This window comes from Clostridioides sp. ES-S-0048-02, from assembly GCF_020658495.1.
GTDB lineage: Bacteria > Bacillota > Clostridia > Peptostreptococcales > Peptostreptococcaceae > Clostridioides.
In genome coordinates this window covers 272,446-297,203 of sequence record NZ_JACVWH010000001.1, presented here as the reverse complement: position 1 = coordinate 297,203, position 24,758 = coordinate 272,446, and the positions used below count along the sequence as shown (strand labels likewise).

The window sequence follows — 24,758 nt, the reverse complement described above, 5'->3', positions numbered from 1 at the left end:
TTTGTTTTTATTTTAACATTAATATACTATAAATTTATTTTAAAATCATTATTTCTTTAATACCTAAAAGATACATACTTTAATCAAATTTTAATTTTTTTGTTAATTCTTCAGGATTCATTGAAGAAACATACATATTTGTTCCAAGTTCAAATCCTCCAAGGTTATACTTTCTTGGTATTATGTGCATATGGACATTAAAGTATGATTTTGTTTCAATTTTTGTTGGATGAGTATGGATACATAAGTTAAATGGCATATACCCATTTATATTATATAATTTTTTAAATAACTTTTCGAATATCATAGAAATCTCTTTTACATTATTATCTGTTAATTCATCAAACTTTATGTTGTCTTTAAATATTACTCTTACTTCTCCACTGTACTTAGTTGCATATGGTATAATCACTAAAAAAGCGTCTCCATTATAAACCACTCTTTTATTTAAACTTATTTCATTTTCTACCAAGTCATTATACAAAGAGCTTTTATTACTATCATAATACTCTTTTGAAACCAACAATTCATTTGTAATTTCAGGTGGAATAAAAGACATAGATAGTATTTGAGCATGTGGATGCATCAAAGATGCTCCAGCCTTTCTCAAGAAATTTTTAAAAATACTCACATATTCTACTTTGTCATCTTTCGACAAATCTTTAAATCTATTTCTATACATAAAAAAAACATCTTCAAATTCTTTTTGATTCATATTGTAAAAACTGCTGTTATGTTTATTGCTTTCTATCATTACCTCATGAATACCATATATATCTCTTGCCAAATCATCAATTATAGGAAATTTATTATATATAGATTTTACAAGCCAACCTTCATCACCTTTTATTTCAAATAGTGTATCTGTTGCATAAGCTTCATTTCCCTTACAAAATGGGCATCCTTCATCGTATTCATTCGTTTCTTCTTCATCATTTGGTACATCAATTGTATCTAATGGTCTTTTCAGCCTATCAGTAGCAAATATAACAACATCATTAGTAATTGAATCTATTCTTAATTCTCTCATAATTAACACCTCTTAGTTAATAGCCTTTAATATAATTATATGATATTTATTGTATCTGTTAAATAAATTTATAATATTTTTTATAATTTTACATATTTAGTATTAGGTATTTTAATTTTCTAATACAAAAAAATTATAACTAATATATCCATATATTATCATACTATAAATAAGTTTATGTACATATAATTTATTAGTATAAATACGAGTGTTTCACTGTAATTTGTTAAAAGTTTATTTTAAAGCTATATTAATTTTTTTTGATGATTTTTACCTATAAGTATGTTATTATTATCTTGTAAAGATGTCTTGTATTCCAATATACAATTTACATAATACAATATACGTATTTAAATTAAATAGGGGGTATTAAAATGAATTATTCAAACAGAGTTAGTGCAATGCAAGCCTCTCCAATCAGAAAACTTGTTCCATTTGCACAAGCAGCAAAAGATAAAGGAATCAAAGTATATCACTTAAATATAGGTCAACCAGACATAAAAACTCCTCAAGGGTTTTTTGATGCTGTTAAAAACTTTGATAGCGAAGTTTTAGAATATGCTACTTCTGAAGGTATTCCAGAATTATTAGAAGCACTTCAAAATTACTACAAAACTTACAACATGGATTTTGAAAAAGATGAATTATTAGTGACTAATGGTGGTAGTGAAGCTTTACTTTTCACTATGATGGCTGTTTGTGACCCAGGAGATAATTTATTAGTTCCAGAACCATTCTATACTAACTACAATGGATTTGGTCAATGTGTAAACGTTGAAGTTAATGCTGTTACAACAAAGGCAGAAAACGGTTTCCACCTTCCATCAAAAGAAGAAATAGCTTCTAAGGTAGATGATAGAACTAAAGCTATAATTCTTTCTAACCCAGGAAATCCAACTGGTGCAATTTATACAAAAGAAGAACTTAATATCCTAGCTGAAATAGCTAAAGAAAAAAATCTATGGATAATAGCAGACGAAGTTTATAGAGAATTTGTTTATGATGGACTTGAGTATACTAGCTGTGGTAACTTAGAAGGTGTACAAGACAGAGTTATAATAATAGACAGTGTTTCTAAGAGATACAGTGCTTGTGGTGCTAGAATTGGTTCTATCGCTTGTAAAAATAAAGGTCTTATAGCTCAAATACTTAAATTGTGTCAAGGAAGACTTTGTGTTCCTACATTAGAACAAATAGGAGCTGTTGAATTATACAAAACTCCAGCTTCTTACTTCAAAGAAGTTAATGAAGAATACAAAAAAAGAAGAGACGTATTATACAATGAATTAATGAAAGTTGAAGGTGTTATATGTAAAAAACCAACTGGTGCATTCTATATAGTTGCTAAATTACCAGTTGAAAATGCAGAAGATTTCACAATCTGGATGTTAAAAGAGTTCAGTAAAAATAATGAAACTGTTATGGTTTGCCCTGCTGAAGGATTCTATGCTACTCCAGGTTTAGGACGTGACGAAATAAGATTAGCTTACATCCTAAATGAAACTGACCTTCATAGAGCTGCTACATTATTAAAAGAAGGTTTAGAGCAATATGTAGCTTTACACAAATAAATTTTAAAAGTTTACTTTATGTAAATTTTATCAGATAAAAAGTCCCCTTTTCAACCAATATTTGAAAAGGGGATTTTTCATAGTTTTCTATCTAAATTCGTCTTTATTTAATATATATTGAAGAGTATTTATTGCTCCTAGATAGTTCTTTCTATCTTCTTCAGTTAGTCTAGAAAGCTTCTCTTCTAATCCATCACTCAATTTATCCATAAAATCAGAAGCTATCTTATCTCCTTCTTCTGTAATATCAATTAAATACTTTCTTCTATCAACTAAATCTCTTTTTCTTGTTACATATTTCTTTTCTGTTAAATCATCTACCATACTAGTTAGACTGCCTTTTTCTATATTTAATTTAGAGCATAAATCAGTCATGCTTATTACTCCATAATTTCTTATAAATACTAATGCTCTTAATTGTGTTTTATTTACATTATAGTCTGGTGCGAATTTTTTTAGGTCTTCTAAATATAAGCTAGAATAAATCTTCGGAAATGTTTTTACCAAAAAACTTATAGTATCTTTTACTACGTATTTCATACAATCACCTCAGTTGTTTTAAAATTTATTAAATTATCTAACTAACTTATTTCAGTTTACATTAAAAATATTGCAAGTACAATAGTTTTTAAATAATGATTAAATTTAATTAGTAATCTTATTGTTTTTCTTATTTTTAATAATATTTCTCTGATTAAATATTATTTATATAGCTATTTTATTAAATTCATGATATAGTAAATAAGGAAGAACTCTTCACAGCGGTGAAGAGCAGACGCTAGCCCATTAAAATGGCTATCTTATTTATAAATAAGATAGCCATTTTTAATTATATTTTATCTATAAAACTTACACTCTTAAATCCACATCTACTTTTCCTAAATCTTCTTTATAATCTTTTATAGCTGGTTCTACAACTTCATTTACAAATTCTACAACTTGTTCTGGAGCTCTTCCTATAAAGTTTTTTGGGTCCATTATAGATAATATTTCTTCCTTACTCATTTTAAATGAATCATCATTCATTATAAGCTCAATTAAATTATTATCTTTACCTTCATGTTTAACTCTATAAGCAGCTTTCATAGAATATTCTCTTATTATCTCATGTAATTCCTGTCTATCTCCACCTCTTTTTACAGCTTCCATAAGTATTGTTTCTGTAGCCATAAAAGGAAGTTCTTCATTTACACGTTTATTTATCATATTTTCATATACTACTAACCCATCAGTTACATTTATACCTATTTCAAGTATAGCATCTGCTGCCATAAAAGCTTGAGGTATAGCTAATCTTTTATTGGCTGAGTCATCTAATGTTCTCTCTAACCATTGAGTAGCCTGTACCATTGCAGGGCTTATAGATTCAGATATTATATATTTAGATAAAGAAGCTATTCTTTCACTTCTCATTGGATTTCTTTTATAAGCCATTGCTGATGAACCTATTTGATTTTTTTCAAATGGCTCTTCTAATTCTTTTAGACTTTGTAAAAGTCTTATGTCATTAGTCATTTTATGCATACTTTGAGCTATTCCTGATAATACACTTATTACTTGATAGTCCAGCTTTCTAGTGTATGTTTGTCCACTTACTGCATAAGAAGAACTATATCCCATTTTGTTACAAATTTTCTTATCTAACTCTTTTACTTTTTCATGGTCTCCTTCAAATAAACTTAAAAAACTTGCTTGAGTCCCAGTAGTCCCTTTAACTCCTCTTAATTTCATATTGTCTATTCTATAATTTAAGTCTTCTAAATCAAGAATTAAATCTTGAGCCCACAAACAAGCTCTTTTCCCTACTGTTGTAAGTTGTGCTGCTTGAAAGTGCGTAAAACCAAGAGCTGGCATATCCTTATACTTAAGTGCAAATTCTTTTAAGTTGTTTATCAAATTTACAAGCTTTACTCTTAAAAGTTTTAGAGCTTCATTCATTTGTACAACATCTGTATTATCTCCAACATAAGCAGATGTTGCTCCTAAATGAATGATTCCTTTAGCTTTTTCACATTGTAAACCATACGCTTTTACATGAGACATTACATCATGTCTTACTTCTTTTTCTATTTTTCTAGCTTCATCAAAATTTATATTATCTATATTAGCTCTTAACTCATCTAATTGTTCTTCAGTTATATTGATTCCTAACTCATGCTCACCTTCAGCAAGAGCAACCCATAATCTTCTCCATGTAGAAAATTTAAATTGTGGAGAAAATATATAACTCATATCTTTACTACAGTATCTATCTGTAAGCGGATTTGAGTACGTAGTATATTTGTTATCTATCATTATATTAGCACCTTCCTTAAATCTTTTGTTGTATAGTTATTATGTACATATTAGTACATAAATAATTATATATAATTTTACGAACTATAACAAGGCTTTTTTATTTTTTGTTCATATTTATATAGATTATTTTTTATGTGCTAATATTTTTTATTTATATCTAGATTATCTTTTTCAATTAAATAATCCACAATCTCGCTATCAACAAAATTCAATACATATTTATACCTAATTGCATAGTATTTATCACTCCAGCCAAGTTGATTTTTTACGTCACTCTCATCTGCCCCAAGTCTTAAACTTATTGCTGCAAATGAATGTCTAAAGTCTCTTGCTGAATATTGAGAAAGTCCTGCTAAATCTAATGCTTTTTTTACTATCAATCTGACATTTCTATCTGTTATAGAATTGCTTTTTTGAGTTGTAAAAATAAAATCATCATTAGGTATTATTACTTCTGGAAGTCCAGAATAGTTTCTGTAGTCTTCTAAAAGCCTAAAAAAGTATGGATGTAACTTTACTACTCTCTCTTTTCTTCCCTTTCCTAGTCTAACATACGAGTTATCGTTTTCATCTACCATAAGGTCTTTCCACTTTAAGCTAACTAATTCATTTAATAAACACCCAGTAGTAACTAGACAGACTATTATCACTCTATCTCTTATATTCAGTTTTGGCAAAATACCTATAAGCTTATTTATTTCCTGTATGCTTAAAACATCATCCTTTGTCTTTATTCTAGTTACTGTTGGTTTTTCTACATGTCTAAATGGATTTATATCTATATATCCTTCTTTTTTTAAGAAGTTGTAAAAACTATGTAAATAACTATATATCTTTTCACAAGTTGATTTTGCATATTTGGTTTGTATATAGTCCACAAAATTTTTACAATCTTCTTTTGTTACATAAATTAATTCCTTTCCTTTTAGAAACTCTTTAAATAACATAACCTTTGATAAATAATCGTGTTTTGTATTTGGGTTTAATTTTGTAGAAAAAACATTAAAAGTTTCATACTCATAATCATCCAATATTTTCGTACTATACATAATAACTCCTTTCCTTTTCATAAAATAAAATAGTTATACTTTTACTATACCATATATTTCCCCCTCATATATACCCCTTATTCAATAGACAAGTTTCAAGTTTATGATTTTAAATTATGAAGGTTTTATGAAAATATCAATCTTCCATTGTGCACTACACAGTACTATGGTATTATAAGTTAGTAAAAGATGGCATATTTTATTAATCTTTGAATAAAATATGCTACTATAAATTTGTATTGGAGGTATTTAAATTTGGAAACATTTAGTTTGCTTGAAGTTTTTAAAGCAGTCATTTTGGGAATAGTTCAAGGAATTACAGAATGGCTACCAGTAAGTAGTACAGGGCATATGATATTAGTTGATGAATTTATAAAATTGAATTTTTCATCTACATTTATAAATACATTTTTAGTTGTAATTCAATTTGGTTCAATATTGGCTGTACTTGTTATATTTTTTAGGAAGTTAAATCCTTTTGATAGTGCAAAAAATACTAAACAAAAAAAAGAAACAGTTCGCTTATGGCTTAAGGTTATAATTGCAGTTATACCATCTGGAGTTATTGGTATACTGTTTGAGGATGATATAGACAGATTATTCTTCAATTCAACAGTAGTTGCAATTGCTCTTATTGTATATGGTATAATAATGATAGGACTTGAAAATAGAAATAAAAGACCAAAATATAAAGATTTTTCTCAAGTTACATATAAACTAGCTCTTTGTATAGGTTTATTCCAATGTCTAGCTCTTATTCCAGGTACATCTAGATCTGGTTCAACTATAATCGGTGCAGTATTACTTGGTACTTCTAGATACGTAGCAGCAGAATTTTCATTCTTCTTAGCTATTCCTACAATGCTTGGAGCTAGTGCATTAAAACTTTTAAAAGCTGGGTTTGGATTTACTGGATTTGAATGGCTTATTTTAGGTGTTGGCTCTGTAGTAGCTTTTATAGTTTCAATCGTAGTTATTAAGTTTTTTATGGATTATATCAAAAAACACGATTTCAAAGTCTTTGGCTATTATAGAATAATTTTGGGTATAGTTGTTCTTGGTTATTTCTTTTTATTCTAGAGTATTTTAATTTAATGACAAATGATAAGGAGAAAAATTATGAGTGTTAAAAAGGAAATATTTGATTGGATTAAGTCAATAGCCATGGCTATTGTACTTGCATTTGTAATATTACAATTTATAAGACCTTCTATTGTTAGTGGAGAATCAATGTATCCTACTTTAGATGATAAAGACTATCTAATTTTAAATAGAATATCATATAAAGTTGGTAAACCTGAAAAAGGTGATATTGTAGTTTTTAAAACTAATTTAGTTGATGGAGATACTGGAAAGAAAAAAGATTTAATAAAGAGAGTTATAGCTACTGAAGGTGACAGTATAAAAATATCAAATTCTAAAGTATATGTAAATGGCAAATTACTAACCGAACCATATATACATAATAATTATACTTCTGGAGATATAGACACAGTTGTTCCAGAAGGAAAGTTATTTGCAATGGGTGATAACAGAGAAAATAGTAATGATAGTAGATTCCCAGATGTAGGTATGGTTGATGAAGACGAAATTCTTGGTAAGGTTATGGTAAGGTTATTACCTTTTGATAATATTGGAAAAGTAAGTTAAAAAAATAAGAGACTGAGTTGGTAATATTTATTCTACACAATTCAGTCTCTTTTAATTTTTTGAATTCAAAATATATTTTATTCCCTATCTTCTTTTGATTCTGTAATAATTCTTATTATATCACTTGCATCTTCATTAAAGGTTGTTACTATACTTAGATAGTCAGTGGCCCTGCTCATAGCCAAATAAACCTTATTTAAATCACCTACAAAGTCATTTACTTGATAATCTTGCTCTGTATCATTTATTGTTTGATTATACAACATTTCTAACTCACATATTATTATCGCTTTATATTCTAAATTCTTTATTGTATATATATTTGCTATTGTCGTTCCTATCTTCTTACTTATGTTTGTTAAGTTATCTTCTGCACATATATAAGGAATTTGTGCTTCTTCTAATGCCTTTTTTAACATGTATTGAAAATAAATAGTTTTTCCACTTTTTAATTTCTTCTTATTATAAGGATATACAATAGCAACTTCAGAATAATCAAGACCTTTTTTGCTTATTAAATATTCGATTTCCCATATTACAGAACTTATTTGGTCATCTAAATCACTTACTTTTATTATATCAACCGACTTATTACCACCTCTAAGTGCTTTTGTATTAAAAAAAGTATTAAACTTTGTATTAGGTCTTAATTCATTAATATAAGCGTTAGAATTATTGGAAAAATTATTTGTAAAATCAACAATTTCTTTAGCTTGCCTATAATTTTTATTTAATATTATTTTATCATCAAACTCTATATTGCTGTATAGTTTCCTAAATATATTTAGTCTATTAAAGATATTTAAAGAGTTACAAGAATACACATTAAATATGAATTTTGTTTTATATAAAAACTCTCTTATAAAATCTATTTCATAATCTAAAAAACTTTCTGCTTCATCAATAAAAATCGCCTTAAACATATTTTTATTCTTTATAATGTTTTGTGCTTGCTTTACAAGATTATTAAATGTTTTTTCATAATCATTTTTTAACATATTATAGTCAATAATTAGATTATATTTTTTAGCTAATTTAAATATAAAGGAACTAAATGTATGAACTTCTAAATTGTTATTGTCTTTATATAATAATTCTATTCTTTCTCGAAGTTCATTACATAGTTGTTTTGTATGTGTAAATATTAGTAACTTATGATGTGGATATACTTTTGCCAGTTTTATAGCTCTAGAAAGCATATTTGCCGTTTTTCCTATACCAGAACCGCCTTCAATAAGTGTATTTCCATATTTAATAGAAATAGCATCTTTAATTTGAATTTCTTCCATCATAGTTGCTGTATACTTATAGTCATCATTATAGAAGGAAATTTTTTTAAATTTTTCGTTTAGGTGAAGTGTGTCATTTATTATATAGTATTCTGAACATATATCTAATAAAAATAAATTTAAATTTATTTCATCATTTTTTTCCTTAAGATATTCATCCAGTGAAGCACTAGCCATTATATCTTGAAGCTTATTTTTATCTATTATATTATTATTCACAAATTCTTCAAACTCATAAGCTTCATCTACTTCAACATATGGCATAATGTAAACATAGTTATAGCTTATATTTCTATTCTTTTGTCCCATTTTTAGTTTCAAAAGCTCATATTCCTCATGCATAACTTCAAGTAACTCTTCTTCCAAAATAAAATATATGTCTTCTGTTGTATCCATAAATTTTATAAATAAAATTTTTCCATCTTTTACATACAACAAGTCAGTATTTATTCCTTTAAAAGGAGTAACTTTTGGCACTACTTTAACGTCCTTATTGATATTTTCGTAAAATACTTTCTCGAATTCTTTCAATTTCAGGGCGTCTAACTGAGAGTTTATATTTATGTATTGGCTCACTTATATTACCTCCTTCTGTTATAACTAATTATACCATTTTAAACTATATTTTTATATATACTTTTTATAGGCAAATTTCGTAAACAAATTCAAAATAAGTACAAATAAATACAAAACTATTAAAGAAAAATTGCAATAAGTATAGATATATATAAATATAAAATTCTTTATGATAAGCACTGACAAAATAAACTTCAGAATTATTTTTTTAAATAATAAATAAAATCTACTCTAAAAAGGTAAAATTTCTTTAACTAGTGACTTATATTACTTAATTATATAAAAATTAACGAACAAAAAATTTTAAAACCTGCTAAAAAATAATTCATTCATATTAGCAGGTTTTATTTAAATTATCTTCCTACAAAAACATTAAAGTTTGATATATCTGTGTAAACTGCATAAAAAACAGGGTAACGATTTTGGTATAGTTCATTTACAAACTTACCTTGCATTCTCACAGGGAAATAGTGTCCATCTATATGACGGAAGTTAAAAATCACTTCAAAAGTTTCTCTCTTAGGTATTGCTTTATTCAGTGTATCAAGTACAACCTGTAAATCCTCTGGTAATATAGGTGAAAGTACATCAAAATCTTTGGATGAAACATTTCTAGCTGAATAACCAGTAAACTCAAGCATTTTTTGATTAAAGTAAAGTAGTTTCAAATTTTCCATACAAGCAAATTTTGCAATACCATCAGTAGACATCTCCAACAATAACTTTACATCTCTAGTGTCTATATTAAATTCTATACCATCAATAGAATCATCCCCAAAAATATGGAAAGAATTTTTTCCATGACCCTTTGTATAGTAAAGTGCTTGGTCTGCTTTTTCATAGAGTTCAGAATACTTACAGCCATGCTCAGGATATATTGCCACACCAATGCTACATGAAATAGAAAATTCTTCATGTTCAGCAAAACGTTTCTGGTTAATCTTAGAACAAAAACGCTCTAATTTATCCATAATTACATAATTACTGCTATTGAAATCTTTTATCAACACAACAAATTCATCTCCACCAATACGCCCAACAATATCATCTTCACGAAATTGAGACTTTAATTCTAATGCAAATTCACTTATAATAAAATCTCCAAATGCATGACCATATCTATCATTTACATTTTTGAAATCATCAATATCAAAAATCAGAAAAATATGTTCTGAATTTTGATTTTTATCACTTTTTAAAAATGTACTAATAAAGTCCTCTGTTACTCCCTTATTATAAAGACCAGTAAGAGAATCACGTTGTGAACGCTCAAGAAGCAGCAATTCTCTATTTTTTTCTTCATCTATATTTTCACGATAAGAAATCATGCGAACAGATTCATCTGATGTCCAAAAGAAAATTCTGGCAGTAATCCTCATCCAATGATAATTTTCTTCATCTCTTTTAATTAAAAAGTCATAACTTATGTTATTGATTCCACTATTATAACACTTAAGAACATTTTCAGGTAAAAATGTATCTAAATAACCTTGTGCATACTCTTCTTTAATTTGTCCTTTAGCAATTATATAGAGTGCTTCATCATATGGTGTGCTAAGACTTAAGCCAAACTCTTTAAAATATCGATTTGCATCTTCACAACCAGCTTTGTTATTAGTAACATCAATCTCAAAAATATTTTCATAGAGATCTTCAGTAGATTTACTCAATAACTTTTGATATTCTAATTTCTGAGAAGAGCTGAGATTAATTATTTGTTGCTTGTATTTCTTAAGCACACGTGTAATTGTAAAAAGTACAAACATTATAATTAAAATTATAATTGCAATCCCTTTTAAAAACTGTATTTGAAGTTGTCTACTCATTGCAGTCAAATCATTTTCCAAAACAAGATGCCATTTTAAACTTGGGATATACTGATATACAACATAACTTTTTAATTTTTCTGATGAATTCCAAAAACTATTCTGTTCTTTTTTATTGCTCAAGATTAAATCTTTTGAAGCAGATAAATTACTACTTTCGTCTTCAAACAAATTAACATGTTCATAGCCTGTTTCCTCAGATGATAATTGAACAAATCCTTTATCATCAATTAGACGTGCTACAACATCAAACTTTTCATCATATTCTTTAAGTAACATTTGTAATGAGTCAACTTTTAATCCAACCCCAATAATTCCCATAGTTGATCCATTATCATCTTTTATCTTACAATTTACAAATACAGTAATACTATTATTACTTGCCTCATCATTATCAACATTTAATGAATATTCTTCATCCTGTTTTAAAAAATCATAATACCACTGATTCTCTGAGTTGTCAGCACTAAGTGTCCTATCAAGTCCATTAAAATGATAATAATTATTTGTCTTGGTTGAAACTAAAAAAACAGAATCATAGGAATATTTATTTCTGTATGTATTTAAGTAATCCTGTAATTTATAAACAAAGTTCCTATCATTTATATATTCTTTCTCACTAGTTAAAAAATTTTTTAATAGACTATCATTGGCCATAGTAAGTGATACATTTATAGGTTGTGAAAGAAGTTTATCTATCTGATAATAAATACCTTCAGCAGCCAATGTAGATACGTGTTCAATATCATTTTTAAAAATATTAGTATTAGATTGGTACCCAATCACAGATGTAGCTATAAAACCAATAGTAATAATAACGCAAACAATAACATTTGTATGTAAAAGTGTATTTTTTTTCATCATGTATCCTCTCTTTCATCATCACTTTGGCTCATTGTATTCTCAACTTTTTAGTGCTTACAATATAATTAATTTTAATCAGCAAACTATCTCAAAAACTTAATTTTATTTCAAATATTAAATTTCATAAATCAACATTAATGCATAGATATTACATGTAAAAACATATAAATTGCTCATCTAAATCATTTTTAATAATATAAATCTATTATATAATTTTTATTTATTATTATATATTTTTAATATTCCTATAATATATTAATATAATCGATAATGCACATCCAAAGCACATCAACAAAACAAAAAACTTAAGAACTTCTGCTGTATAAAAACATATTATCTATCTTTAACAATTATAATTAAAAGTTTTTTGATACAGCATACCTGTAGTTAATTCTGCCCAACTGTAATTTGTCATGTATTCTCCAGCATATGTGTTAATTGCCATCATATCCCACCTTAACATATTATAATAATCACAATCAAATTTTGCAATATCTACTGCAAGGCTATTCCATTTTTTAATAACTATATATTCAATTTTTGCATCCTTTATGGTTTTCATCAGATGTGATATAACAGTTTGTGTTTGATTTTGCAAAGAACGATTGTATTCTTTGTCTTCCCAAAGTACTGCTGCAATTTCAGCAATAGTCACACTTGCTCCTTTCCTATCTACTAAATAAGCAAGTAATTCTTTTGATTTTGCTCTAGTAAAAGTTAATGGCTTTTCATCTACAAATACCTCAAAGTTACCAAATGTATGAATAAATATATGGCTCTTATGGTTCAAAACAACAGGAGAACGTAAATTTTCTATTTCTTTCTGAATTCCTTCTATTGTAACAGGCTTTAGAAGATATCCACTGGCATGCATTGAAAATGCATCTAACGCATATTCTGAATAACCTGTTACAAAAATAATATTTATGTTTGGTAAAATTTCTTTTGCTAGACATGCAAACTCTAGTCCATTCATACCGTACATCTCAATGTCAAGAAATGCAATATCTACAAAATTTCTTTTTAAATACTCTAGCGCCAACTTAGGTTCATCAAAAAGAGTAACTTTTTCAATACCAGATATACATGTTAATTTTTCATTCAAATTTTTAAGAGCAATTTGCTCATCATCTACGACAATTATATTCATAATTTTACCCCTTTCTAATAGGAATGATTATTGTTGCTATTGTACCTTTTCCTATACCACTTTCTATATTTAGAATTCCATTACATTGTGTCTCTAATCGTCTTTTTACATTTTGAATACCAACATGGCTTTTTCCATCATTAACTCTTTCAAAGGGTTGGAAACCTACTCCATCATCTTTTATAACAATATAAATGTTATTTTCATCCTTGGATGTTGATACTATAATTGTTCCCCCTTCTTTTTGTTTTGTAACACCATGTCGTATCGCATTTTCAACAATTGGTTGTATAGTGAGAACAGGAATAAAAAAATCAGTAATTGTAAGCTCATAATGTATTTTTATACGCTCTCCAAAGCGTAATAACTCTATGTACAAATAATTTTTTAAATGAGCTAATTCTTTTTCAAATGGAATTAGCTTTTTTTGTGTAAGAGAATCCATATTTCCACGAAGATAAGAAGAAAATTTTTCTACTGCATGAACTGCCATGTTAGAATCATGTTTACACAAATATTGGATAGTGTTAAGTGCATTATATAAAAAATGAGGCTGTATTTGACTAAGCATTATAGAAATACGATTTTCCATCAATTCTCCCTCTAATCTCTGTTGAAACTTTTCCTTTCTTTTGATAGATAGCATCATATGCCCAATCTGTAATACAATAGTGGTTAGAAAACCTATACAAAAAAATGGTAGACTTCTAATGTATATAGTATAATAATTTGCTATTTCTGCAATACCACCTATAGTTGCTGGTAGATAAGCAAACAAAGCAATCTTAGCATCAGATTCTCTGTATATAATAATTTCAATAACCAAGAACCCCATACCAAGTAATACAATTAGAATACAGATGCTATTTTGTAAAATCAGAAACTCATGCAAATCATAAATATGAAGTATTTGGAGAATAATACAAAGTAGTATAATAGTCATAATTAAATACACACATAAATTTATAACGTTCAATCTCCACTCAGTTAAGTAAGTAGACAAATAAAGTATACAAAAAGTTGGAAGTAAAAACTGCGACAGTAATTCCAAAATACTGACAAGAGTTGGAGATTGGATAATAAGAGTAAGTATATTAAAATCTGCTAAACACCAAATTCCTCCAAATATAGCAAAACATGATAACAAAAAAATCTGACGTGTTAGCTCACTTTTCAAAAAAAACAAAATGATACTTGCAATTAGACCAAATAAGCCAAAAGATATTGTTAACATAGTAAATATAAGACCAATCCTGTTTTCGTGGAGTATACTAACAATTAAATCGCCCTTGGAGCCAATCTGCATTTCATCAAAAAAACATACTAATTGTAATGCTCGCCCACTAGGGTACACTCGTTGTATATTTATCTCAACTAAATCGTCAACTGATATTCCATCAGATTTAAAACCTGTCCAAAGATGACCTGTAGACTTTGTTAGTGCATTTTCTCTACCTTCTTGTATGGAAAATACCTCTTTATTAGATACACGAATATCAACTTTTAGATGGCTGATATGTAGCAAAAGTGTCTCTCCAGCTGGAATATTTCTGCTAAAATGTCCACGCAAATAAATAGACTCTTTTCTTATATCATTCAATGAGTCAACATTGATAAACGGCTGAAGATTTTCAGAATTAGATGTTCTAAATTCTCCAATAAATGAAACTGGAATAAGATTGCTTCGAGGATTTGAATGTTTATCTGATTTAAAAGCACAAACAAACAACAGTATTACTGATAAAGTTAGTAATACTGGTAAATAATACATATACCATCTAGATGTTTTATTTTCCACAATAGTTTCCTCCATAAAATATATGTATATCTTTTATATATTTGAATATATAAAAAAATTATATAACCTAAAAATATTTATTTAGATATAATAGATTATTTTATCACTTCATTATATCAAACAAACTTAAATAATTATACAAACAATGTGTATATAAGGATTAATTTTATTAATTCTTTATAATTAATATTTATCAGCCTTATAATTATTTCAAATTATATCATTTTATACCTTGAAAATTAAAAAGCCACAGGATAAATTATTAAATCCTGTGGCAAATCTAAATTTTTAAAAATATTTTTATTATCATTTAGATATTTATATTTTATTTTGCATATTCTATAGCTCTTGTTTCTCTTATTATACTTACTTTTATTTGTCCAGGATATTCAAGTTCATCCTCTATTTTCTTAGTCATATCTCTAGCTAATAAGTGTATTTCTTCATCATTTATAGCTTCTGGTTTTACCATTATTCTAATTTCTCTACCAGCTTGTATAGCAAATGATTTTTCTACACCTTCGTATGAATTAGCTATTTCTTCTAGTTTTTCAAGTCTCTTAATATAAGCTTCTAAAGTCTCTCTTCTAGCACCAGGTCTAGCAGCTGATATTGCATCTGCTGCTGTAACTAATACAGCTTCTACTGTTTGAGGTTCATAATCTCCATGATGTGTACTCATAGCATGTATAACTTCTTTAGATTCCTTATAACGTCTAAGTAAATCCATACCTATTTCAACATGTGTACCTTCCATTTCATGGTCTACAGCCTTACCTATATCATGTAACAAACCAGCTCTCTTAGCTAATCTAATATCTGCACCTATCTCAGCAGCCATTATACCAGCTATATGAGCAACTTCTATAGAATGTTTAAGAACATTTTGTCCATAACTAGTTCTATAATTAAGTCTACCTAATAATCTTATTAATTCTGGATGAATTCCATGTACACTAGTTTCAAATGCAGCTTGTTCACCATATTCTTTTATAATATTGTCAACTTCTTTTCTCGCTTTTTCAACCATTTCTTCAATTCTAGCTGGATGTATTCTTCCATCTGCTATTAACTTCTCTAGAGCAATTCTTGCAATTTCTCTTCTTATTGGATCAAATCCTGATAAAATTACTGCTTCTGGAGTGTCATCTATTATAAGGTCTATCCCTGTTAAAGTTTCTAGAGTCCTTATATTTCTACCTTCTCTACCTATTATTCTACCCTTCATTTCATCATTAGGTAAGCTTACTACTGTAACAGTAGTTTCAGCTACGTGATCTGCTGCACATTTTTGAATTGCATATCCTATAATTTCTCTTGATTTCTTATCAGCTTCTTCTTTAGCTTGACCTTCTATCTCTTTTATCATTATAGACATTTCACGTCTTACATCTCTCTCAGCATTTGTTAAAATAATTTCTTTAGCCTTATCAGATGTAATTCCTGATATGCTTTCTAATTTTTCCAATTGTTGAGTTTTTATTACTTCAACTTCTTCTTCTTTCTTTTCAACTGTCTTTAATTTTTCACTTAAATTTACTTCTTTAGATTCTAAATTTTGTAATTTTCTATCTAAGACTTCTTCTTTTTGTACTACTCTTTTTTCATACTTTTGTACTTCTGTTCTTCTTTCTTTGTTTTCTCTTTCAGCTTCTGTTCTCCATTTATGGATCTCTTCTTTAGCTTCTAATAACTTTTCTTTCTGTACTGTTTCTGAGTCGTGGTGTGCTTTATCTATTATTTCTTTGGCCAAGTTTTCAGCTTGTCCAATTTTTGCTTCAGATATATTTTTTCTAACAAAATATCCAGCTATAATACCAACAGCTGCACCTATTACAATCATTACTACACTATCTATGACATCCACCTCCTTCGTTAATAATCCCAAAATGTCATCACTATGATTAAAAAATATTCCTAATAATTAAAATTAAATTTAGATATTTTATCCTCACTTAATTTTATAATTTTTTCAACATTGTGTCAAGCTAATAGGGAGCGTGGTATGTCCTTATTTAATAGTTATTTTTTTATATTTTCACTTATTTTTCAACAACTTCTTCTGATACCAAAGTACCTGCTTCTTCACTAACCTCATTTAAATTGTAAAATGTTCTAACTTTTTCATCTATTTCATTAGTTAAATCCATATTATCCTCTAGGAATTTTTTTACATTTTCTCTTCCTTGTCCAAGTTTAGTGTCATTGTAACTATACCATGAACCTGATTTTTTAACTATATCTATGTCAGCAGCTATATCTAAAAGATCTCCAATTTTTGATATACCTTCTCCATACATTATATCAAATTCAGATTGTTTAAATGGTGGTGCTACTTTGTTTTTAACAACCTTAACTCTTGTTCTGCTTCCTATAACCTTGTCACCTTGTTTTATTGTGTCTATTTTTCTAACATCCAATCTAACAGATGAATAGAACTTTAATGCACGTCCTCCAGTAGTCGTTTCTGGATTTCCAAACATTATTCCTACTTTCTCTCTTAATTGGTTTATAAATATAGCAACACAATTTGATTTTTTAATAGAACCAGTTAATTTTCTAAGTGCTTGAGACATAAGTCTAGCTTGTAAACCTACATGAGAATCACCCATATCTCCATCTATTTCTGCTTTTGGAACCAATGCTGCAACTGAATCTATTACTATTATATCAATTGCACCACTTCTTATTAATGCCTCTGCTATTTCTAAGGCTTGCTCTCCTGTATCTGGTTGAGATATGATTAGATTATCAACATCCACACCTAATGCTTTTGCATATACTGGGTCAAGCGCATGTTCAGCATCTATAAATGCAGCTATTCCTCCATTTTTTTGAGCTGATGCTACACAACTAAGTGCAACAGTAGTCTTACCAGAAGATTCAGGACCATATATTTCAACTATTCTCCCTCTAGGTAGACCTCCTATACCAATAGCTATATCTAAACCGATTGCTCCTGTTGATATAACATCTATAGACATAGACGTTGCTTCTCCCAATTTCATTACTGAACCTTTACCAAAATCTTTTTCAATTTTACCTAAAGCTTCATTCAACGCTTTTAATTTTTCTTGATCTACACTCATCTCTATACCATCCCTTCATTTATCTACAAACATTTGTTCTCTTGTTATATATTAATTATATAACATAAATCAAACCTAGTCAATTTAAAAACGCTCCTAATGATTATATTTTTATTTGCTACATTTTATTTATAAACCATTATCAATAATTATATACACAAAAGAAAATATTCCTAAAAAAGAAAAGAGGTATACTATTATAGTATACCCTTTTTTACATTTTTAAAATTTTAAGTTGCTATTTTTTATTTATTAATCAATTTATGATTATTAAATGATAATATTCTATTTAGAAGACATGAAAAGTTCTTTATTTTTATATAGGTATTCCCATCCAGAATATAAAGTAAGCAGTGTTGCTATAAGTATAAGAATTCCACCTATATTTAGTATTAATTCATTTTCAAACTGAGCCCCTAACAATAAAATTACTACTGATATCATTTGAGTTATCGTTTTAAGCTTTCCACTGCCACCAGCTGCTATTACTTTTCCATCAGCAGCTGCTATAGCCCTCAATATGCTAACTGTAAGTTCTCTAGCTACTATTATAATTACCATCCAACTACTTACAAGACCATCTTCTATCATACATGTAAGTGCTGAGATTACTAATAACTTATCTGCTAATGGGTCCATAAACTTCCCAAAATCAGTAACTAAGTTATACTTTCTAGCTATCTTTCCATCTAGTGCATCAGTAATTGAAGCTACTATAAAAATAATACAAGCTAATAAAAACTTGTTCGGTACATTAAATAACATTATTAAAACAAATACTGGAATTAAAAATATTCTAAACAAAGTTAATTTGTTAGGCAAGTTCATATACAACATCTCCCATTAAATCGTATTCCATTGCATCATTTATTTGAACACTTACGAATTCTCCTACTTCAAGATTATCTACACTTTTTACATATACTATACTATCAATTTCTTCTGCATCACCCTGTGTTCTTCCTGTATATACATTATTTTCTATTTGCTCTTCTATAAGGACTTCATATGTTTTTCCTATTTTTTTATCATTAAGTTCTTCAGATATTTTTTGTTGAATCATCATTAAAGTATCTCTTCTTTGTATTTTTACTTCTTCATCTATGTGATTTGGTAATTTATCTGCTGGTGTATCTTCTTCTCTTGAATATGCAAATGCACCTAGCCTATCAAATTTAACTTCTTTGACAAAATCTACAAGCTGTTTAAAATCTTCTTCTGTTTCACCAGGAAAACCTACTATTATCGTAGTTCTAAGTATAGCATCTGGTATATTCTTTCTTATAAGTTTAATTTTATTTAATATATCCTCTTTACTAGTTTTTCTATTCATTAACTTTAAAATACTGTTACTTGCATGTTGTATTGGCATATCAAAATAGCTACATATATTATCATGTTCTTTTATAACTTTAATCAGTTCTTCTGTTATCGATTCTGGATATGAGTACATGACTCTTATCCATTTAAACCCATTTATCTTTGCAAGCTCTTCTAAAAGTTCTGGTAATCTTTCTTTACCATATAAATCAAAACCATACTTTGTAGTATCTTGAGCTATAACTACGAGTTCTTTTACTCCAGATTCAGCCAATTTATTCGCTTCTTTAATTATATCTTCAAATTTTCTACTTCTATATTTACCTCTAAGCTTAGGTATTATACAATAAGTACAATTATTGGAACATCCCTCTCCAATTTTTAAGTATGCCATATAGCTAGGTGTAGATAGATATCTTGGTAGGTCCTCATTAAATACAAACTCTATATCATCAAGACTTACAATTTGATGTTTCTCACTCAAATCTTTAAGTATGTCATCTATATTTTGGTAGCTTCCTGTACCAACTATTGCATCTATTTCTGGAATTTCAGTTTTTAATTCCTCAGAGTATCTTTGAGCTAGACATCCTGTTACTATCAATAGCTTTAGATTACCAGTCTGTTTTAATTCTGCAAATTCTATTATCGTATCAATTGATTCCTGCTTAGCTGACTCTATAAACCCACAAGTATTTACTATAATTACATCAGCTTCTTCAAAATCTCCTATTAATTTATAACCCTTTTTATTTAAAATTCCCATCATTATTTCTGCATCCACCAAATTTTTTGAGCATCCTAATGATTCTAATGCTATCTTTAACATTTTTTCTCTCCTTCCAATATGCTCTCATATAAGCCTATAACATCTTCTAGGGCTTTTTGTGTGTCATCAAAATTTACAATTTTATTGTACTTATATTTTTCCACTGAATGCATATAAAGTGGGTCGTAATATTCTATAAGATATTTTTTTACAAGCTCTTCATATTTACCTGATTCTAATAAATCAATATATCCATCTACTTCTTTATGACCCAATCTTTTTCTGAATTTATTTATACACTCTTTTAAAACCAATATATTATCTTCACCTTTACCATAAATATAATCTCTACAAAGCCTATTGACTCTATTATCAATATCACATTCCAGTAGTATATGATACCCATCTCGTATCATTGCATCGAAGATTTCATTAGGAACTATGACACTTCCAACTCGCTTACTTTCACTTTCAACAAATATATAATCCTTCTTTGAGAAAAATATACTTTCAAATAAATTAGTTTCAAAGTTCTTTTGAGATGGTGGCTTCTCATCAAATGTTATAAAACCAAAGGTTGAACCACTATTTTTAGCTATACCTTCTAAATCTAATACATCTATTTCTTTTTTCTTCAATAAATGCAATAAATCAGTCTTTCCTGAACCAGTTAATCCATGCACAGATATAAAGTTCTTTGTATTCATTATATTTCTTAAGTAATCCAATACAAAGTTTCTGTAAGCCTTATATCCACCTTCAAGTTGATAAACATTTACACCTAATGATGACAATACATTTACTATACTTCCACTTCTCATTCCGCCTCTTGCACAATATATGACAATATTATCATAATTTGCTGCAAGCTCTGCTGCCTGTAAATATATATCCTTTAGCTTATATGATACATAATCAAATCCTTTTTGTATTGCTTCATGTTTTCCCTGCATCTTATAAATAGTTCCGACTTCATTATGCTCATTGTTTTTAAAAAGAGGCATATTAAAAGCATTTAATATATGGTCTTCTTCATATTCCCCTTCTGTTCTTACATCTACAAAAACTACTTTTTCTAGCTTAAGTGCTTTTTCTATTTCTATAACTGACAATTCTATTCACCTTCTAAATTCTGCAAATCTTGTTTGCTTATTAGTACCTTTCTCGGTTTGCTTCCCTCGCTAGCTCCAATTATACCTCTTTCTTCCATAGAGTCAATAAGTCTAGCCGCTCTATTAAATCCTATTTTAAATCTTCTTTGCAACATAGAAGCAGATGCTTGACCACTATCTACAACAAATTCTATTGCCTCACTTAAAAATTCATCCTCATCACTAGATTTTGATGTGTTAACTTTAGATATAGTTTCAATTATATCTTCCTCATACTTTATTCCATCCTTAACTTGGTCTTTTACAAAATCAATTACTCTTTCTGACTCACTTTCTGATATAAATGCACCTTGAAGTCTAACTGGTTTTGCCGCTCCAAGTGGGTAAAATAGCATATCACCTTTACCTAAAAGTTTCTCTGCTCCACCCATATCAAGTATTGTTCTTGAATCAGTTTGAGATGACACTGCAAATGCTATTCTAGATGGTATATTAGCTTTTATAACACCCGTTATGACATCAACAGATGGTCTTTGTGTAGCTACAATCAAGTGCATTCCAGCAGCTCTGGCCATCTGAGCTAGTCTACAAATATAATCCTCTACATCATTTGCGCTTGCCATCATTAAATCTGCTAACTCATCTATTATTATTACTATTTTAGGTAATTTTTCCTCTGATTTTTCATTATAACTTGTTACATCTTTTACTTGAGCATCTGCAAATAATTTATATCTTCTATTCATTTCTGTCACTGCCCAGTTTAAAGCATTAGCAGCTTTTTTAGGGTCTGTAACTACAGGTATCAGAAGATGTGGTATTCCATTATAATTTGCAAGTTCAACTACCTTTGGGTCTATTAAAAGTAATTTTACTTCATCAGGGTTTGCCTTATATAATATACTACTTATCAAAGTGTTTACACAGACACTCTTTCCTGAACCTGTAGAACCAGCTATAAGTAAATGTGGCATCTTACCTATATCTCCAATTATAATTTTACCTGCTACATCTTTTCCAAGTCCCATTGCAAGAGGTGAATCAAAATTATTAAACTCTTCACTTTCTAGAACTTCTCTTACTCCAACCATTTGAGCTTCCTCATTTGGAACCTCTATTCCAATTGCACTTTTCCCAGGGATTGGTGCTTCAATTCTTATACTTTTAGCTGCTAAACTCAAAGCTATATCATCAGTTAAGTTTACAATTTTACTTACTTTAACCCCTGGACTTGGTTGTATCTCATATCTTGTTATAGTCGGACCAACTGTAACTTGATTAATCTTTGCTTCCACTCCAAAATCTGAAAGTGTCTTTTCTAAAAGAGAGGCATTTTTTAAAACCTTCTTTTTTCCATTTTCATCAGATTTTTTATTTACTTTATTTAAAAGTTCAACACCAGGTTTTTTATAATTTGAATAGTCTTCATTATTTGACTCTGATACAATGCTTATTGGTTGAGTTTTTTCTACAGCTAAATTAGATTTGCTTATATCAACTTTTTTTTCTGGTTTAGTCTCTACAACTGAATTTTCATTTGTAGCTTTCTGTAACTCTTTTAAAACATCTAGTTCTGGCATACTTTGAGTTCCTTCTAATATTTCTAAATATTCATCTTCTGCCTTGTTAAAACCAACTATTTTAATAGTTTTATCGTCTACACCATCACCATTTTCTTCTTCTAAATATTCATCTTCTTCATCTTCATTGTCACGACCTTTTGACATTAGCCCTTTAAAAAATCCAGGCTTCTTGTTTACAGTAGTATCATCTACTTCATCAGTTATCATATCTATTGCAGATTTTTTCATATTTGAAATTTTATCTTTAAAAGTTAAATTACTGTCTTTTGATGCTTTAGATTTTGACTTTGCATTTGATACCAAGTCTTTTATAGAAATATTAAATATAAACATTATAGAAAGTATAAGAGCAAATATACTTATTAGCCATCCACCTGCTATACCAAATATTTTACTCATATAATACGCAATGGTTGTTGCTATTAAACCACTACCTTGTCCACTTACACCCAATTTCATAACATCATCAAACATATTACCTTTTAGTGGGCTATCTACAGGAAGAGTTCCTGCATTTAACAATCCATAAAATACAAAAATAAATAAAATAATTATGTAGTATAATTTAGTCTTTCTCAGTCTATATATATATTCATTTCCATCAAAAAATCCTAGAAGTCCTGTTATAATTACTATAAATGGTATTGCTATGGAAAGTCCTCCAAATAATCCTTTAAAGAGATTTTGCATTATCACAGGTATCCATCCCATAGAATTAGAATTTAAACTATATAATAAAAATACACCTATAAATATGGTTATCAAATTATGATATTCTGCATTAAAGCTTAAGGTATTTACCTTCTTTTTTTTCTTCTTTTTCGTGGCCATTAATATCACTCCTTATTTTTAGCAAGTTTTACCCCTTCATAGCAAAAAGTGCTAATGCCTTAACACTAACACTCCTACTTTATTACATCATTATATCATAAATTTTATTATTTAAACAAATTTTAATCATTATTTTTTTCTTCCTCTGACTCTTTTATAAGCTCTTTTAATTTTTTAATAGCATCTTTTAATCCACCAACTTCATCTATAAGCCCATAATCTACAGCTTCTTTTCCTATTAGAACACTACCCACATCACTTATAAGCTCATCTTTCTCATGCATAAGTTTATCAAGTATATCTCTTTCGATATTAGATGTTCTTATGATAAATTGAATTATTCTCTCTTGCATCTTTTTAAAATACTCGAAAGTTTCATTTATACCTATTACAAGTCCAGTTGTTCTTACAGGATGTATAATCATTGTTGCAGTTGGAGCTATAAATGAGTAATCACCAGCAGTAGCAAGAGGAACACCTATACTATGACTTCCCCCTAATACAAGAGTAACTACTTTTTTGGATGTACTATTTAAAAGTTCTGCAATAGCTAGACCTGCCTCAATATCTCCTCCAACAGTATTTAAAACAACTAGTACTCCTTTAACATCATTACTTTCTTCAATTGAATAAAGCATTGGAATTATATGTTCATACTTCGTAGCTTTTTTCTGAGGATTTCCTATAAAATGACCTTCAATTTCTCCAATTATAGTTATACATTGGGTATCTTTAGGAGGCTGAGGAGGCATCTCACTAGTGCCAAATTGTTTTATACATTCTCTTTCCTCACAGCTAGAATCTCTTCTACAATTATCTTTATCAAATGTTTCATTATCATCTTTATAATCTTTCATAAAAAAACTCCTATCAAAATATATTTAACTTAGTTTTACCAAATAAATCAAATATATTAAGATATAAGCAAAATTATTAAATTTTGAATAAAAGTA

General features: G+C 28.3%; 18 protein-coding genes. 3 read left to right on the top strand and 15 right to left on the bottom strand.

Annotated elements, in window-relative coordinates; translation table 11 throughout:
- Positions 1 to 79: 79 nt before the first annotated feature.
- Positions 80 to 1,030: a galactose-1-phosphate uridylyltransferase gene (gene galT / locus IC173_RS01385; protein WP_227855059.1), complete on the bottom strand. Its 951-nt coding sequence runs from the start codon at positions 1,028 to 1,030 to the stop codon at positions 80 to 82.
- 374 nt (positions 1,031 to 1,404) lie between these two features.
- Here galT and IC173_RS01380 point away from each other — a divergent pair, with 374 nt between their 5' ends.
- Positions 1,405 to 2,601 (top strand): pyridoxal phosphate-dependent aminotransferase, encoded by a 1,197-nt coding sequence (locus IC173_RS01380; protein ID WP_227434247.1) that lies wholly within the window; start codon positions 1,405 to 1,407, stop codon positions 2,599 to 2,601.
- Positions 2,602 to 2,688: 87 nt separating this feature from the next.
- Here IC173_RS01380 and IC173_RS01375 read toward each other — a convergent pair whose 3' ends face one another.
- The 3 genes from IC173_RS01375 to IC173_RS01365 all read right to left on the bottom strand — a co-directional run bounded on the left by IC173_RS01375 (position 2,689) and on the right by IC173_RS01365 (position 5,948).
- Positions 2,689 to 3,141 (bottom strand): MarR family winged helix-turn-helix transcriptional regulator, encoded by a 453-nt coding sequence (locus tag IC173_RS01375; protein ID WP_227434246.1) that lies wholly within the window; start codon positions 3,139 to 3,141, stop codon positions 2,689 to 2,691.
- Between the two features lie 309 nt (positions 3,142 to 3,450).
- Positions 3,451 to 4,896, bottom strand: a complete 1,446-nt coding sequence (gene purB, locus IC173_RS01370) for an adenylosuccinate lyase (RefSeq protein ID WP_227482258.1) — start codon at positions 4,894 to 4,896, stop codon at positions 3,451 to 3,453.
- Between the two features lie 140 nt (positions 4,897 to 5,036).
- Complete coding sequence (locus tag IC173_RS01365; RefSeq protein WP_227434244.1) at positions 5,037 to 5,948, bottom strand: tyrosine-type recombinase/integrase; 912 nt, start codon at positions 5,946 to 5,948, stop codon at positions 5,037 to 5,039.
- A gap of 255 nt (positions 5,949 to 6,203) precedes the next feature.
- Between IC173_RS01365 and IC173_RS01360 the strand changes: the two genes are divergently transcribed.
- Together IC173_RS01360 and lepB are read left to right on the top strand one after the other, a co-directional pair.
- Entirely contained in the window at positions 6,204 to 7,028 is an 825-nt protein-coding gene (locus IC173_RS01360; protein WP_227434243.1) for an undecaprenyl-diphosphate phosphatase, read from the top strand.
- A gap of 39 nt (positions 7,029 to 7,067) precedes the next feature.
- Positions 7,068 to 7,598 carry a signal peptidase I gene (gene lepB, locus IC173_RS01355; RefSeq protein WP_227434242.1) on the top strand — a complete coding sequence of 177 codons (531 nt, stop codon included), beginning with the start codon at positions 7,068 to 7,070 and terminating at the stop codon, positions 7,596 to 7,598.
- A gap of 77 nt (positions 7,599 to 7,675) precedes the next feature.
- Here lepB and IC173_RS01350 read toward each other — a convergent pair whose 3' ends face one another.
- The 11 genes from IC173_RS01350 to IC173_RS01300 form a co-directional block, all read right to left on the bottom strand.
- Positions 7,676 to 9,463 (bottom strand): UvrD-helicase domain-containing protein, encoded by a 1,788-nt coding sequence (locus IC173_RS01350; RefSeq protein ID WP_227434241.1) that lies wholly within the window; start codon positions 9,461 to 9,463, stop codon positions 7,676 to 7,678.
- A gap of 353 nt (positions 9,464 to 9,816) precedes the next feature.
- Complete coding sequence (locus IC173_RS01345) at positions 9,817 to 12,150, bottom strand: diguanylate cyclase (protein ID WP_227855058.1); 2,334 nt, start codon at positions 12,148 to 12,150, stop codon at positions 9,817 to 9,819.
- A 346-nt stretch (positions 12,151 to 12,496) separates the two neighbouring features.
- Complete coding sequence (locus tag IC173_RS01340) at positions 12,497 to 13,303, bottom strand: response regulator (RefSeq protein ID WP_227855057.1); 807 nt, start codon at positions 13,301 to 13,303, stop codon at positions 12,497 to 12,499.
- 4 nt (positions 13,304 to 13,307) lie between these two features.
- Positions 13,308 to 15,101, bottom strand: a complete 1,794-nt coding sequence (locus IC173_RS20880) for a histidine kinase (protein WP_227855056.1) — start codon at positions 15,099 to 15,101, stop codon at positions 13,308 to 13,310.
- A 325-nt stretch (positions 15,102 to 15,426) separates the two neighbouring features.
- On the bottom strand, positions 15,427 to 16,968 hold the full coding sequence (rny, locus tag IC173_RS01330) for a ribonuclease Y (protein WP_227434331.1): 1,542 nt from the start codon (positions 16,966 to 16,968) through the stop codon (positions 15,427 to 15,429).
- Positions 16,969 to 17,143: 175 nt separating this feature from the next.
- The gene (recA, locus tag IC173_RS01325; RefSeq protein ID WP_227434237.1) at positions 17,144 to 18,190 is read right to left on the bottom strand and encodes a recombinase RecA; all 1,047 of its coding nucleotides are present in this window, start codon (positions 18,188 to 18,190) and stop codon (positions 17,144 to 17,146) included.
- A gap of 285 nt (positions 18,191 to 18,475) precedes the next feature.
- Entirely contained in the window at positions 18,476 to 19,018 is a 543-nt protein-coding gene (gene pgsA / locus IC173_RS01320) for a CDP-diacylglycerol--glycerol-3-phosphate 3-phosphatidyltransferase (protein ID WP_227434236.1), read from the bottom strand.
- A complete protein-coding gene (gene rimO / locus IC173_RS01315; protein ID WP_227823664.1) occupies positions 19,005 to 20,339 on the bottom strand; it encodes a 30S ribosomal protein S12 methylthiotransferase RimO in 1,335 nt (444 codons plus the stop codon). Before rimO ends, pgsA begins: the two co-directional genes overlap by 14 nt.
- Positions 20,333 to 21,391 (bottom strand): tRNA 2-selenouridine(34) synthase MnmH, encoded by a 1,059-nt coding sequence (gene mnmH, locus IC173_RS01310; protein ID WP_227434234.1) that lies wholly within the window; start codon positions 21,389 to 21,391, stop codon positions 20,333 to 20,335. The genes rimO and mnmH overlap by 7 nt, the downstream gene beginning before the upstream one ends.
- Positions 21,392 to 21,393: 2 nt before the next feature.
- Positions 21,394 to 23,805, bottom strand: coding sequence for an FtsK/SpoIIIE family DNA translocase (locus IC173_RS01305; protein ID WP_227482253.1), 2,412 nt, complete (start codon positions 23,803 to 23,805; stop codon positions 21,394 to 21,396).
- 122 nt (positions 23,806 to 23,927) lie between these two features.
- The gene (locus tag IC173_RS01300) at positions 23,928 to 24,662 is read right to left on the bottom strand and encodes a ClpP family protease (RefSeq protein ID WP_227434232.1); all 735 of its coding nucleotides are present in this window, start codon (positions 24,660 to 24,662) and stop codon (positions 23,928 to 23,930) included.
- Positions 24,663 to 24,758 lie beyond the last annotated feature (96 nt).

Coding starts and splice junctions, on each gene's coding strand:
- galT (WP_227855059.1), bottom strand. CDS start 1,030: ATGAGAGAATTAAGAATAGATTCAATTACTAATGATGTTGTTATATTT.
- IC173_RS01380 (WP_227434247.1), top strand. CDS start 1,405: ATGAATTATTCAAACAGAGTTAGTGCAATGCAAGCCTCTCCAATCAGA.
- IC173_RS01375 (WP_227434246.1), bottom strand. CDS start 3,141: ATGAAATACGTAGTAAAAGATACTATAAGTTTTTTGGTAAAAACATTT.
- purB (WP_227482258.1), bottom strand. CDS start 4,896: ATGATAGATAACAAATATACTACGTACTCAAATCCGCTTACAGATAGA.
- IC173_RS01365 (WP_227434244.1), bottom strand. CDS start 5,948: ATGTATAGTACGAAAATATTGGATGATTATGAGTATGAAACTTTTAAT.
- lepB (WP_227434242.1), top strand. CDS start 7,068: ATGAGTGTTAAAAAGGAAATATTTGATTGGATTAAGTCAATAGCCATG.
- IC173_RS01345 (WP_227855058.1), bottom strand. CDS start 12,150: ATGAAAAAAAATACACTTTTACATACAAATGTTATTGTTTGCGTTATT.
- IC173_RS01340 (WP_227855057.1), bottom strand. CDS start 13,303: ATGAATATAATTGTCGTAGATGATGAGCAAATTGCTCTTAAAAATTTG.
- recA (WP_227434237.1), bottom strand. CDS start 18,190: ATGAGTGTAGATCAAGAAAAATTAAAAGCGTTGAATGAAGCTTTAGGT.
- pgsA (WP_227434236.1), bottom strand. CDS start 19,018: ATGAACTTGCCTAACAAATTAACTTTGTTTAGAATATTTTTAATTCCA.
- rimO (WP_227823664.1), bottom strand. CDS start 20,339: ATGTTAAAGATAGCATTAGAATCATTAGGATGCTCAAAAAATTTGGTG.
- IC173_RS01305 (WP_227482253.1), bottom strand. CDS start 23,805: ATGGCCACGAAAAAGAAGAAAAAAAAGAAGGTAAATACCTTAAGCTTT.
- IC173_RS01300 (WP_227434232.1), bottom strand. CDS start 24,662: ATGAAAGATTATAAAGATGATAATGAAACATTTGATAAAGATAATTGT.